This window comes from Micromonospora sp. NBC_00860 (assembly GCF_045207375.1).
Classification (GTDB): Bacteria; Actinomycetota; Actinomycetes; order Mycobacteriales; family Micromonosporaceae; genus Micromonospora; species Micromonospora vinacea.
The window spans coordinates 6595742-6608409 of record NZ_CP108825.1 but is presented as its reverse complement, the minus strand read 5'-3'; the positions used below and the strand labels follow the sequence as shown (position 1 = coordinate 6608409).

The 12668-nt window shown below is 72.5% G+C and carries 11 protein-coding genes, 2 pseudogenes and 1 riboswitch; of the genes and pseudogenes, 6 read left to right on the top strand and 7 right to left on the bottom strand.

All coding sequences use genetic code 11. The features are described 5' to 3' along the window. Positions 1-45: 45 nt before the first annotated feature. The gene (locus OH804_RS30470) at positions 46-879 is read right to left on the bottom strand and encodes an NUDIX hydrolase (protein ID WP_406061072.1); all 834 of its coding nucleotides are present in this window, start codon (positions 877-879) and stop codon (positions 46-48) included. A 292-nt stretch (positions 880-1171) separates the two neighbouring features. Between OH804_RS30470 and OH804_RS30465 the strand changes: the two genes are divergently transcribed. Next, complete coding sequence (locus OH804_RS30465) at positions 1172-2140, top strand: Gfo/Idh/MocA family protein (RefSeq protein ID WP_196919986.1); 969 nt, start codon at positions 1172-1174, stop codon at positions 2138-2140. 58 nt (positions 2141-2198) lie between these two features. Here OH804_RS30465 and OH804_RS30460 read toward each other — a convergent pair whose 3' ends face one another. The 3 genes from OH804_RS30460 to OH804_RS30450 form a co-directional block, all read right to left on the bottom strand. After that, positions 2199-3206 (bottom strand): inorganic phosphate transporter, encoded by a 1008-nt coding sequence (locus OH804_RS30460; RefSeq protein ID WP_196924668.1) that lies wholly within the window; start codon positions 3204-3206, stop codon positions 2199-2201. A 10-nt stretch (positions 3207-3216) separates the two neighbouring features. Beyond that, positions 3217-3843: a DUF47 domain-containing protein gene (locus tag OH804_RS30455; RefSeq protein WP_053655020.1), complete on the bottom strand. Its 627-nt coding sequence runs from the start codon at positions 3841-3843 to the stop codon at positions 3217-3219. 127 nt (positions 3844-3970) lie between these two features. Further along, positions 3971-4912 (bottom strand): PPK2 family polyphosphate kinase, encoded by a 942-nt coding sequence (locus OH804_RS30450; RefSeq protein WP_406061070.1) that lies wholly within the window; start codon positions 4910-4912, stop codon positions 3971-3973. A gap of 190 nt (positions 4913-5102) precedes the next feature. Here OH804_RS30450 and sigJ point away from each other — a divergent pair, with 190 nt between their 5' ends. Continuing rightward, entirely contained in the window at positions 5103-6068 is a 966-nt protein-coding gene (gene sigJ, locus OH804_RS30445) for an RNA polymerase sigma factor SigJ (protein WP_406061068.1), read from the top strand. 22 nt (positions 6069-6090) lie between these two features. Here the strand turns inward: sigJ and OH804_RS30440 are convergent, their stop codons facing one another. Continuing rightward, a complete protein-coding gene (locus tag OH804_RS30440; protein ID WP_196919989.1) occupies positions 6091-6597 on the bottom strand; it encodes a DUF402 domain-containing protein in 507 nt (168 codons plus the stop codon). 102 nt (positions 6598-6699) lie between these two features. On the opposite strand from OH804_RS30440, the pseudogene OH804_RS30435 reads away from it, so the two are divergent. Further along, positions 6700-8097, top strand: a pseudogene (locus OH804_RS30435) (ATP-dependent DNA helicase); the annotation flags it as partial. 111 nt (positions 8098-8208) lie between these two features. Further along, positions 8209-8904 (top strand): annotated as a pseudogene (locus OH804_RS30430) (ATP-dependent DNA helicase); the annotation flags it as partial. 13 nt (positions 8905-8917) lie between these two features. On the opposite strand, the gene OH804_RS30425 reads toward OH804_RS30430, so the two are convergent. Next, positions 8918-10282 carry an AI-2E family transporter gene (locus tag OH804_RS30425; RefSeq protein ID WP_406061065.1) on the bottom strand — a complete coding sequence of 455 codons (1365 nt, stop codon included), beginning with the start codon at positions 10280-10282 and terminating at the stop codon, positions 8918-8920. Positions 10283-10387: 105 nt separating this feature from the next. On the opposite strand from OH804_RS30425, the gene OH804_RS30420 reads away from it, so the two are divergent. Together OH804_RS30420 and OH804_RS30415 are read left to right on the top strand one after the other, a co-directional pair. Then, on the top strand, positions 10388-10726 hold the full coding sequence (locus tag OH804_RS30420; RefSeq protein WP_030327790.1) for a co-chaperone GroES: 339 nt from the start codon (positions 10388-10390) through the stop codon (positions 10724-10726). A gap of 93 nt (positions 10727-10819) precedes the next feature. After that, positions 10820-10987 (top strand): hypothetical protein, encoded by a 168-nt coding sequence (locus OH804_RS30415; RefSeq protein ID WP_167362445.1) that lies wholly within the window; start codon positions 10820-10822, stop codon positions 10985-10987. A gap of 27 nt (positions 10988-11014) precedes the next feature. Here OH804_RS30415 and OH804_RS30410 read toward each other — a convergent pair whose 3' ends face one another. Then, positions 11015-12505 (bottom strand): PrsW family intramembrane metalloprotease, encoded by a 1491-nt coding sequence (locus OH804_RS30410; protein ID WP_406061062.1) that lies wholly within the window; start codon positions 12503-12505, stop codon positions 11015-11017. A gap of 23 nt (positions 12506-12528) precedes the next feature. Further along, positions 12529-12649, top strand: a riboswitch (SAM riboswitch). Positions 12650-12668 lie beyond the last annotated feature (19 nt).

Below are 12668 nucleotides of genomic sequence, written 5' to 3'. Positions count from 1 at the left end.
CAAGATCGCGGAGCGGGGGCGGCGCGGTCCCGGTGCGGGCAGGGGTCAGCCCAGGACGAAGCGGGGTTCGCCGTTCGGGGGCAGGTCAAGGCGCGGGGTGACCGGGCTGGCGGCGTCCCGGTCGGCCGCCGCCCGCGCCACCCCGGCCAGGTCGCCGGCCGCCGCCACCTGGGCCAGCGTGACCACTGTCGGCGGCAGCATGGTCAGCTCGCCGGCCTGCGCGCGGGCCAGCGCGTCCGCCGGGCGGATCCACAGGGTGTGGTCGGCCTCGCCGGAGACGTCGCGGGTCCGTTGTCCCGCCGGCAACAGGGCAATGAAGAAGTACGTGTCGAAGCGGCGCGGCTCGAACTCGGGAGTGATCCACCGGCTCCACGGCAGCAGCAGGTCCGATCGGAGGGTGAGCTGACGGTCGGCGAGCAGCGTCGCGAAGCCCAGCCGGCGGCCCTCCAGGTCCTGCCGGGCCGCCTCCCAGTCGTCGCCGCTGACGTCGCCCACCACGGTCTCCCGGTTCGGGCCGGCGAGCAGTACGCCGGCCTCCTCGAAGACCTCCCGCGCGGCGGCGCAGACCACCGCCTGCGCGGCCTGCGGGGCCACTCCGAGCCGGTCCGCCCACTCGCCCGGTGTCGGGCCGGCCCAGTCCAGGTGCGCCTCCGAGTCGGAACGGTCCACCCCGCCGCCCGGGAAGGCGTACATCCCGCCGAAGGTCATCGCGGCGACCCGGCGGATGACGTACACCTCGAAGTCGGCGTCGGTCGGACGCAGCAGCAGCACGGTGGCCGCGACCCGCGGCGTGGCCGGAGTGCCGCCCTCGGCCTGGAACCGGCGGGCGTGCTCGACCAGAGCGGCCGGGGCGACGAAGCCGGCACTGTCGATCGTCATGCCACGAGCCTAGTTCCCCGGCCAGCCGGCGCTGGCCGGCAGACGCGGGCCAGCAGACGCGACCCCCACACGCGTCCTTTGCTCTGCTTCAACAGAGGCAACAAAAACGCCCGGTCACTGTTGCGCCGGTTGAAGCAGAGCAAAGGACGTGGGTAAGGGTGGTTGGGCGACCGCGGGATGCGACAGGGGGCCAGAAGCACGGCGGGCGGCCAAGAGCGCGGCGGGCCCCGACGGATGAGACGGCCGGCGGCCGGGCAGCGGGGGGTTCACCTGGCTCGGCTAGCGTTCCGGCATGACTCGTTGGGGCATCCTGGCCACCGGCCACATCGCCAGCCGTTTCGCCGAAGACCTCCGGCTGGTGCCGGACGCCGAGTTGGTGGCGGTCGGTTCCCGCGCCGCGGAGAGCGCCCGGCGCTTCGCCGACACGTACGGCGCGAAGCGCGCCTACGGTTCCTGGGTGGAGTTGGCCGCCGACCCGGAGGTGGACGCGATCTACGTGGCGACCCCGCATTCCGCGCACTACGAGGCGGCGATGACCTGCCTCACCGCCGGGCGGGCGGTGCTGTTGGAGAAGCCGTTCACCCTCGACCTGACCACCAGCACCGAGTTGATCGAGACTGCCCGCGCCGCCGGGGTCTTCCTGATGGAGGCCATGTGGATGCGGCTGAACCCGCTGATCCTGCGGGTGGTCGAGTTGATCGCGGACGGGGCGATCGGCACGGTGACCGGCGTCCGCGCCGACTTCGGGGTGGCCGGGCCGTTCCCGCCGGAGCACCGGATGCGCAACGCGGCGCTGGGCGGGGGCGCCCTGCTCGACCTGGGGATCTATCCGATCAGCCTGGCTCACCTGCTGCTCGGGGTGCCGCAGCACATCCGGTCCTGGGCGCAGCTCGGCCCGGAGGGGACGGACGAGAACACCGGCATGCTGTTCGGCTACGACAGCGGCGCGCTGGCGACCCTGAGCTGCGGCATGGTCGGGTTGAGCGGCCAGACCGCCTCGATCACCGGCACCACGGGGCGGATCGACCTGCCGGAGCCGTTCTTCCGGCCGGGTTCGGTGACAGTGCACCGGGCCGGCGCGGAGCCGGAGACGATCGTCGCCGACGGGGCCGGCAACGGCTACCAGTACGAGGCGATCGAGGTGCAGCGCTGCCTGGCCGCCGGCCTGACCGAGAGCCCGGCGGTGCCGCACGCCACGACCCTCGAGGTGATGGCCCTGCTGGACACGGTCCGCGAGCAGATCGGCGTGCGCTACGTGTGAACAGCTAAAGGGCCCCCGGTCACGGTCTCGCCGTGACCGGGGGCCCTTTTAGAAAGACTCAGCCGAAGAGCGGCCGGACCAGCAGGTACGTGACGCAGGCGATCAACGCGGCGGCCGGGAACGTGATGATCCAGGCGAGCACGATGTTGCCGGCCACGTTCCAGCGAACCGCGGAGAGTCGCTTGGTCGCGCCCACACCCATGATCGCCGAGGTGATGGTGTGGGTGGTGGAGATCGGTGCCTTCAGCACCAGGGCGTTGAAGTACAGCACCGCGCTGGCGACGGTCTCGGCGGCGAAGCCCTCCGGCGGCCCCAGGTCGATGATCTTGCGTCCGAGGGTGCGGATGATCCGCCAGCCGCCGGCGTACGTGCCGAGGGCCAGCATCGTCGCCGAGGTCCAGAACACCCAGCCCGGGATGTGCGTCTTGCTCTCCTGGAAACCACCGGTGTAGAGCGCCAGCACCACGATGCCCATGGTCTTGGCGGCGTCCTGCATGCCGTGGCCGACCGACATGGCGGCCGCCGAGGCGGTCTGCGCCCAGCGGAAGCCCCGGTTGAGCTTGCCCGGCTGCCCCTTCCGGAACAGCCACAGGATGGCCAGCATCAGCAGGTAACCGAGGGTGAGGCCGACGATCGGCGACAGCACCATCGGCAACAGCACCTTCTCGCCGATGTTGACCCACTGCACGATGCCGCCGGTGGACAGCAGGGTCGCGCCGACCAGGCCGCCGAAGAGCGCGTGCGAGGACGACGAGGGCAGCCCGAAGTACCAGGTGATCAGGTTCCAGGCGATCGCCCCGAGCACCCCGGCGAAGACCACACCGAGGCTGCTCACCCCGGTGGGGAGGGTGACCAGGCCGTCGCCGACGGTCTTGGCCACACCGGCGCCGAAGTGGGCGCCGATGAAGTTGCCGACCGCGGCGAGCCCGAGGGCGATCCGAGGGGTCAGCGCCCGGGTGGAGACACTTGTCGCGATCGCGTTGGCGGCGTCGTGGAAGCCGTTGGTGTAGTCGAACGCCAGGGCTACCCCGATCACCGCCAGCACGGCGATGAGTTCGGGTGTCACAGTCACAGGATCAGGACTCCTTGACCGCGATGGTCTCGACGGTGTTGGCCACGTGCTCGAAGGCGTCGCAGGCGGCCTCCAGCTCGTCGGCGACCTCCTTCATCTTCAGCACCGTCAACGCGTCGTACTCACCGGAGAAGAGCCGGACGAGCAGCTGCCGGTTGATCCGGTCGCCCTCGTTCTCCAGCCGGTTGCACTCGATCCAGTAGTCCTCGAGGTCCTTCATCGACTTCAGCCGGGGCATCGCGTCGGCGGTCAGCTTGGCCTGCTGGTCGAGCACGTTGACCATCTCGTGCAGCTCGCGGGGCAGCGCCGGAAGCTCGGTCAGCCCGTACAGGTAGAGCAGGTCGCCGACCGCCTCCAGGTGGTCCATCACGTCGTCCAGCAGCGAGCCGAGCCGGTAGATGTCCTCCCGGTCGAACGGGGTGATGAAGGTCGAGTTGATCTTCTTGTACAGGTCGTGGGTGATCTGGTCGCTGTCGTGCTCGACCTCGGTCAGCCGCTCGCTGACCGACTGCACGTCCACGCCCGGCAGGGCCAGCTCGTTGAGCAGCGCGGTACCCCGGACCAGGTTCTGCGCGGCCCTGGTGAAGAGCTCGTAGAAGGCGCCCTCGGTGGGGCGGAAGGAAAACTTCACAGCACAGACCTCGTCGCGTCGGTGGAAGGGTGGCGGCACCCGAGAGCGCCCGCTCGGTGAATGCTAGGAAACGGCAGAACGGGGAATTCGCCGGCCCACCCCTGGCCAGGCACCATTCACCGCTCGTTCACCTGCCGTTCATCTCGGCTGCCCCACCCGCACCCGCTCCCCCAGCCAACAGGCGCTTCCGCTCCCGCGCCACGTCGAAATCGGCAGCCGGATACCCCAGATCGAGCGTGTCGAACGTCTCACGCAGCAGGTGGGCCACCGCCCAGTCCCGGTACCACTTGCGGTCCGCCGGCACCACGAACCAGGGCGCGGCGTCCGTGCCGCACCGGCTCAGGGCCTCGGCGTACGCGGCCTGGTAGTCGTCCCAGTGCCCCCGCGAGTCGATGTCGGAGGGGTTGTACTTCCAGTGCTTGCGCGGGTCGGTGAGCCGGTCCAGCAGGCGCTTGCCCTGCTCGTCGTACGAGATGTGCAGCATCACCTTGATCACTGTGACGCCGCCCTCGGTCAACTCCCGCTCGAACGAGTTGATCTCGTCGTAGCGGGCCCGCCAGGTGGTCTCCGGCACCAGTGAGCCGACCCGGGCGATCAACACATCCTCGTAGTGCGAACGGTTGAACATCCCCACGTACCCCGGCGGCGGCAGCTCCCGACGGATCCGCCAGAGGAAGTCGTGCCGCAACTCCTGGCGGGTCGGCGGCCCGAACGAGCGGATGTGCAGGCCCAGCGGGTTCATCGCGCCGGCCACCCGCTTGATCGTGCCGTCCTTACCGCCGCAGTCCATGGCCTGGAGCACCAGCAGCACCCGGTGCCCCGGCCGCTCCGACCCGGTCTTCGCCATCGCGAAGAGCATCTCCTGCTGCCGGCCCAGCTCCTCGCCGACCAGTTCCACCTGCTCCCGGGCCCAGGTCTTACGGTGCTCACCACGGCCTGCGGCCTCTGGCAGTCCGGGCATGGACCGCGGGTCGATCGCGCCGAGATCCACCGGCGCGGTGACCCGCAGCAGGTCCCGCACGGAGCCGGCGTCCGGTGCCGCGATCCGCCCTTGCTGGGGTTCGCTCATGCACGGATCATCGCCCAACCACCGCCATTCCGCCCGCCGGGCGCCACCCCCCGGACCTGGCCCGCCGACCGGCGCCCCCAACCTCCGTCCGCCGGAGGTTTCGGCCCGCCGGGCCGTCGCGGGGCTGCCGGCGCGCCCGCTCGGCGGGAGGATGTAGGCCGGGGACGCCGACCGGAAGGGGTGGTGGGTCGTGCGGGAACTGGCGACGGAGTTCGAGGCCGAGCGGGGCCGACTGCTCGCGGTGGCCCACCGGATGCTGGGCAGCCGCAGCGAGGCCGAGGACGCGGTGCAGGAGACCTGGCTGCGCTACGCCGGGGCGCTGGCCGACCCGGCGGCCCGCGCCGAGATCCGTGACCTGTCCGCGTGGCTGACCACTGCCTGCGCCCGGATCTGCCTGGACGTGCTCCGCTCGGCCCGGGTCCGCCGGGAGGCGTACCCGGGGCAGTGGCTGCCGGAGCCGGTGGTGAGCCAGCTGGGCGACCGACCGCCGGCCGACGGCTACGCGCCCGACCCGGCGGAGCGGGCGGTCCGCACCGACCAGGTCGGCACGGCGCTGCTGGTGGTGCTGGAGCGGCTCGCGCCGGAGCAACGGGTCGCCCTGGTGCTGCACGACGTGTTCGCGCTGCCGTTCGCCCAGGTCGCGGGGGTGCTCGGCACCACCGAGGTGGCCGCCCGGCAGCTCGCCTCCCGGGCCCGTCGGGCGGTCAGCGCGCCGGACGTGCCAAGGCACACCGCCGACCCGGCCGAGCAGCGCCGGGTGCTCAAGGCGTTCGTCGCCGCCACCGAGTCCGGTGAGCTGGACCAGCTCCTCAAGGTGCTCGCTCCGGATGTGGTCTTCGTCGGCGACTCGGGCGGGCACTTCCCGGCAGCCCGCCGGCCGGTGCTCGGCGCGGACGCCGTGGGCCGCCTCACGCTCGGCCTGTTCGGCCGGACCGGCCGGTACGCCGACCGGGTGCTGGCTCGGCCCGTCCTCGTCGACGGCGCGCTCGGCCTCCAACTGGAGACGGCACACAGCGACGGGCGGCCGATCCGTCTGGTCACCGCGTTCGCCGTGGACCAGGGCCGGATCACCGCCATCTACAACCAGCTCAACCCGGAGAAGCTGACCGACCTGCCGGCGCTGGACGCCGCCGACGGCTGGCCACCACGCTGGTGAGCCGGCCCGACCGGGCGCGGCCTCAGACCACCAGGGCCAACCATTTGCGGTACGCGGTGGCGAACGGCTCGGTGCCGTCGCCCAGGGCCCCGAACAGCCGCTGAGCCGCGGCCTCGGCCTCGGCCACCACGTCGTCCGGGTAGCCGAACCGGGCCCGGTGCTCGGCGAACTCGTCCTCGTCGAGCAGCTCCACCAGGCCGGTGGCCCGACGCCGGACGACGTCCAGGTCCAGGTCGATCAGGTGGACGACGTCGTCGGACTCCCAGCGGGCCGGGGTGGTGATGTCGCAGTAGACCTCGCTGGTGCGGGGCGGGGGGTTGAACATGGCCGTCCACCAGGCGCGATGTGGCACCAGCAGCACGAACGGGATCTTCTCCACCGAGGGCCGGCCGTGGTAGACGGACTCGGTGCCCTCGGGCACGCCGAGCCAGATGCCGAGATCGTCCTCGGTGAGCCGGCGGGCCGGGTAGTCGCGGTGGGCGCTGCCGTCGTACTTGCGGTAGATCACGCGGACCATGTCGCTCGGCATGATTCGCACCCTAACCGATACGGCCCAACGCGTCGTAGCGCGGCCGTAACCGGACGGGGTCGGCCGCGACGCCGGCCCGGTCGGCATCGCGCCACGCGGCGGATGGGCGCGGCCGGTGTCGGCGGCGCCGGGTACCGTCGCACGGTGACTCCGCCCCGCACCGCCACCGGTTCCGCCACCCCGTCGGCCCGTGCCAAGGGGCGGCGGCGGGGTGCCCGGCCCAGTGGCACGGAGCTGCTGGCGGCGGCGGTCGGCGCGGTGCCCGGTGGCGCGGAACGCCCCGGCCAGTTGCAGATGACCACGGCGATCGAGGAGTGCGTGGCCGAGGGCGAGCATCTGCTCGTGCAGGCGGGCACCGGCACCGGCAAGTCGCTGGCCTACCTCGCGCCGGCGCTCACTGTGGACGGCCCCGTGGTGGTCTCCACGGCCACCCTGGCGTTGCAGTCCCAACTGGTCGACCACGACCTGCCCCGGCTCGCCGACGCGGTCGAGCCGGTGCTCGGCCGTCGACCCACCTTCGCCGTCCTCAAGGGCCGCCACCACTACCTCTGCCTCGCCCGACTGGACAACTCCACCGAGGAGGAGCCGGAGGACACCCTCTTCGACGCCCCCGCGGCGCGCCCCGGCGGCGGGACGAAGTGGCTCGGTGAGGCGGGCCGGCTGGGCAAGCAGGTCGAGCGGCTGCGTGACTGGGCCGAGAAGACCGCCACCGGCGACCGGGACGAGCTGGACCCGGGCGTCGACGACCAGGCCTGGCGGCTCGTGTCGATGCCGGCCCGCGAGTGCGTCGGGGCGACCCGTTGCCCGTTCGGGCAGGAGTGCTTCGCGGAGGCGTCGCGGGCCCGCGCCCGGGAGGCCGACATCGTGGTGACCAACCACAGCCTGCTCGCTGTCGACATGCTCGCCGACCGGCACATCGTGCCGCCGCACAAGCTGCTCATCGTCGACGAGGCGCACGAGCTGGCCGACCGGGTCTCCTCCGCGGCTCAGGCGGAGCTGGTGCCGGAGCTGATCGACCGGACCACCCGGAGGGCCCGTACGCTGCTGCGCCCGGAGACCGCCGAGGCGCTCACCGCCGCCGGTGACGCCCTGGCGGTCGGCCTGGCCGAGGCGCCGGCCGGGCGGATCACCTCGGGGTTGCCGACGCCACTGCGGGAGGCGTGCACGCTGCTCGACGCGGCGACCCGCTCCGCCCTGGACGCGATCGGCGACGTGAAGTCCGACGACCCCGACCCGGTCCGCAAGCAGCAGGCCAAGGCCGCCCTGGACGAGCTCTCCACCACCGCGCAGCGGCTGCTGGAGGAGGGCGACCACGACGTGGCCTGGGTGGAGAAGAACGACAGCGGCAGCCGCCGGGCGCTGGTGGTCGCGCCGCTCTCGGTGGCCGGCACCCTCGCCACCCACCTGTACGACGAACGCACCGTCGTGGCCACCTCGGCGACCCTGGCGCTGGGCGGCCGGTTCGACACTGTCGCCCGCGCTCTCGGGCTGGACGCGCCACCGCCCGCCCCGCCGACCCCCGCCGCGGCCGCGCTTGCCGCCCGCACCGGGCCGGGCCGGCCGGCCGCCGAGGCGCCGGGCCGTCGCCTCGCCGGCGACGTCACAACGAACGCCGTCGTACCGGCCACCGAGGGCCCCGGGTGGCGGTCACTCGACGTCGGTTCGCCGTTCGACTACGCCCGGCAGGGCATCCTGTACGTCGCCGCGCACCTCCCCCGCCCCAGCGTCTCCGGGCTGCCCGAGGCTGCCGGAGAGGAACTGCTCGGGCTGGTCGAGGCGCTCGGTGGTCGTACTCTCGGGCTTTTCTCCTCCCGGCGGGCCGCGCAGCAGGCGGCGGAGCTGGTGCGCGCGCGGACCGACCTGCCGGTGTTGCTCCAGGGTGAGGAGGCGCTGCCGCTGTTGGTGCGTCGCTTCCGCGAGGAGCGCGCCAGTTGCCTGTTCGGGGTGATGTCACTCTGGCAGGGGGTGGATGTGCCGGGTGACGCCTGCCAGCTCGTCGTCATCGACCGGCTGCCGTTCCCCCGCCCGGACGAACCGCTGGCGGCTGCCCGCGCGGCGGCCGTGGACGCGGGCGGCGGCTCCGGCTTCGCGGCGGTCAGCGTGCCGATCGCTGCGGTGCGACTGGCTCAGGGTGTGGGCCGGTTGATCCGGGCGACCGGCGACCGGGGCGTGGTCGCGGTGCTCGACTCGCGGCTGGAGACGGCCCGCGGTTACGGGCCGTTCCTGCGCCGCTCGCTGCCCCCGTTCTGGTACACGACCCGCCCCGAGGTGGCCCGGGGCGCCCTGGAGCGCCTGGCCAAGTCCTGACCCGAAGGCGGGTCTAGGGGGCTTGGGCGGCGACCACGACGGCGTCGGGCGGGGTGTCCGGGACCCGTCGGGCGGCAAGCCGGCGGACCGCGGTGTTCAGCACCGCGATGAGCGGCACGGAGACCAGCGCGCCGGTGATCCCGGCGAGTACGACACCGGCGGCGATGCCGATGATCACGGCGAGCGGGTGGAGGGCGACCGCCCGTCCCATGATCAGCGGCTGGAGCACGTGCCCCTCGATCTGCTGCACGCCGATCACCGCACCGAGGATGATCAACGCGATCCCCGGACCGCTGTCGACGAGGGCCACCAGGACTGCCACGCCGCCGGAGAGCGCCGCACCGACGATCGGGATGAACGCGCCGAGGAAGACCAGCGCCGCCAGCGGGAAGGCGAACGGGATGTCGAAGACGACAAGGAAGATGCCGATGCCGACCGCGTCGATGAAGGCGACAAGCACTGTCGCCCGGACGTAGGCGCCGAGCGTGTGCCAGGCGGCGCGACCCGCGTCGTCGACCTTCCACCGGGCGGCCACCGGCAGCAGCCGGACCAGGAAACGCCAGATCCGATTGCCGTCGCGCAGGAAGAAGAACGTCGCGAAGAGCACCAGCAACGTGCCGGTCAGCACCTCGGCCAGCGTCGCGGCGGTGCTCAGGGCGCCACTGGTGAGATTGGAGGTGTTGGAGTTGATCCAGGCCTGCGCCTCGTCGATGTAGCGGTCGAGCTGGGTGTCGGAGAGGTGCAGCGGGCCGGTCTTCAGCCAGTTCTGGATCTGCCGGACACCCTGGGACGACTTCTCGCTCAGCTCCGGCACCCCGCGGATGAACTCGTTGACCACCAGCGTCAGCGTGACGATCACCGCGGCCAGGCCGCCGACCAACACCACAGCCGTCGCCAGCGACCGGGGCAGCCGAGCCCGCAGCAGCCAGCCCACCGCCGGGGCGAGCAGCGCGGAGAGCAGCAGAGCGATGGCCAGCGGAATGATCACGATCTTGATCGTGCTGACGATCACCACCAGGGCCCAGGCCACCACGCCGATCACGATCAGTCGCCAACACCACGCGGCGGCGATCCGCAGCCCGTGCGGAACGTCGGCGTCGTCCCGACTGGAGGTGGAGCTGTGCAGGTCCACCGGAGGTTCCGCGCCGTAGACCTGCGCGGTCGGCGGCGCGGTCGGCCCCGGCACGGCCGGCGACGCCACCCGGGCCGCCTCCGACGCCTCGTCCAGCGCGTCGTTCGTTGCACCCTCGTCGACGCGCGGCGACTCCTGTCGTGACTGGTAGGCGCGGCGAAGCCGCCCGCGTACCCGCTCGAAGCGGCTCAAGCGCACCTCCTGGCAGAAAACCCGGCCCGCCGACGGCGACAGGTCGGACAGCATACGTCCGTTCCTGACACCGTAGGGCGGTTCCGCCACACAATGCCCCGACCATCTCCGGCGTAACCACCGGCAGGCCGCCGTCGGCCACACGGTAGCGTCTGCGGCGTGACCGCCGACAACGATCTCGACGCCGGCCTGCCGATCCGCCTGCTGCACGACCGCGTGCTGGTGCGGATGGAGGGCAGCGAGGGCGAACGCCGCTCCACCGCCGGCATCGTCATTCCGGCGACCGCCGCGGTCGGCAAGCGCCTCGCCTGGGCCACGGCGGTCGGGGTCGGGCCGAACGTCCGCGCCATCGTCTCCGGCGACCGGGTGCTCTTCGACCCGGACGACCGCTCCGAGGTCGAGCTGCACGGCCGCGGTTACGTGCTGCTGCGGGAGCGGGACGTGCACGCCGTGGCCGCCGAGCGGATCGAGAACGACTCGACCGGCCTCTACCTCTGACGCACCTCCCCCGGCCACCAGGCCCCGTCGCGCACCGTTTGCCCAGCCGTACGACGGGAAGCCATCCGGCGACCGTGGCCCTGGGGAGGGACGATGCCGGTATTCGTGAAGAAGCTGTTGACCTGGGGCAGTGTCGCGTTCCTGATCTACTTCATGGCCTTTCGGCCGGACGGCGCCGCGCAGATGTTCCGAGGGATCGGGGCCGCGCTGATCGCGATGTTCCAGGGCCTCGGTGACTTCCTCACCTCGCTACTGGCCTGAGCCGCTCCGCCGACCTGCCCGTCAGCGTCAGGGGTGCGTCGGCGGCCAGGGCGGCGTCGATCGCGGGCCGGGCCAGCCGGGTGGGGCGTAACCCACCGGAACCGGAGCGGGAGCCAGCACCACCGGGATCGGCACCACCGGCTCGTCCGGCGCGTCCACCGGGCGCTGCGAGCCGTCCGGGAAGCGCAGGTGGTAGCGGCTGCCGTCCCAGACCCCCGCCGGGGCCTGCGGGTCCCGACCCACGAAGAACGACCGGTACGCGGTGATCGCGTCCAGCAGCTCCCGCTCCTCGCGGGCTGTTCGCTCCTGGTCGGCGGGTTTGCGGTCCAGGCCGCGCAGCGCCCCGTCGCGCAGCAGGGCCAGCCGGGTGGCGGCGGACTGGTAACCCCGCATCGCCCGCACCCCGGCGTCGCCGGCCACCCGCCGTGCCCAACTGCGGGCGGCGTGCCGCCGGCCGAGGCTGCTCAGCGCGGCCACCTCGGGTGGGCTGAGCCAGCCGGCGCGGACGTAGTCGGGCAGGACCCGCTCGGTGAGCCGCCCCTCCCAGGCGCGCAGCCACAGCGCCAACCCGACGGTGCCGAAGAAGACCGGGACCATGAGGCCCAGGAAGCCGTACAGCATGATCATGGCCTCGCCGGTGGCCTGGGTCAGCGTGGGCAGCAGGTTCCACGTGCCGTGCAGCATCATCGCCAGCAGCAGGCCGCCGATCGGGGCAAGCACCCGGATGCGCCGGTCGGCCGTCCGGGAGGCGATGCCCAGTCCCACACCGGTCATCGAGGTGAAAAGCGGATGGGCGAACCCGAACAGCAGGATCCGAAGGATGAAGATCGCGATGACCTGCTGGATGCCGGTGGCCGGGCCGTAGCGGTCGGCCCCGGAGGCGTACCCCAACCCGCCCAGGTAGAGGATGTTCTCCACCATCGCGAAGCCGACCGCGGCGAGCCCGCAGTAGACCAGGCCGTCGGTGATCCCGGACCACTCGCGGCGGCGGAACACCAGCAGCAGGATCGGACCCAGCGCCTTGGTCAGCTCTTCGATGAACGGCGCCACCAGCACCCCGGTGAGCGCGGACGGCAGGCCCCAGTCGGCGAAACGGTTGGCCGCGAAGTCGTTCACAGTGAGCGAGGCGGCGGTGGAGACGAACGCACCCCAGGCGAAGCAGAAGATCAGGTACTTCAGCGGCTCCGGTTCGTACCGGTCCAGCCAGAGGAAGCAGGCGACCAGCACCGGCACCGGCAGGATGGCCGCGACCACCCCGATCAGCAGGGCCTGCGCACCGAGCGACTGGCCGAGCGTGAAGACCATGAACACCGCGCACGCCGCGATGAGCAGCACCACCCCGGCCAGCGCCAGGAACCGCCGCCAGCCCAGTCGGCGCAGCGGCATCCGGGGCGCCTCACCCTCCGGCGGAGCGGCGGGCGCGGGCGGGGCGGCGGGCGACGGCGGCAGAGGTGAACCGGGCGGGGTGTCGGCCATGCGGTCAGCGTAGCCATCCGCCGCCGACTGGTTCGGCCGCATCGGTAGCCGCTATGCTGCCGGCAGGTCACGAGCGCCAGCGTCAAGCCCCGGCTTGCTGGCCGGCAACCCTCGTCGAGTTCGCGGTGGGGTGCCCCGGGTGATGACCGGGCCCAGCCCGATCGGTGTGCTGGGCAAGCGCGGACCCCGTCCCGATGCCGCACCC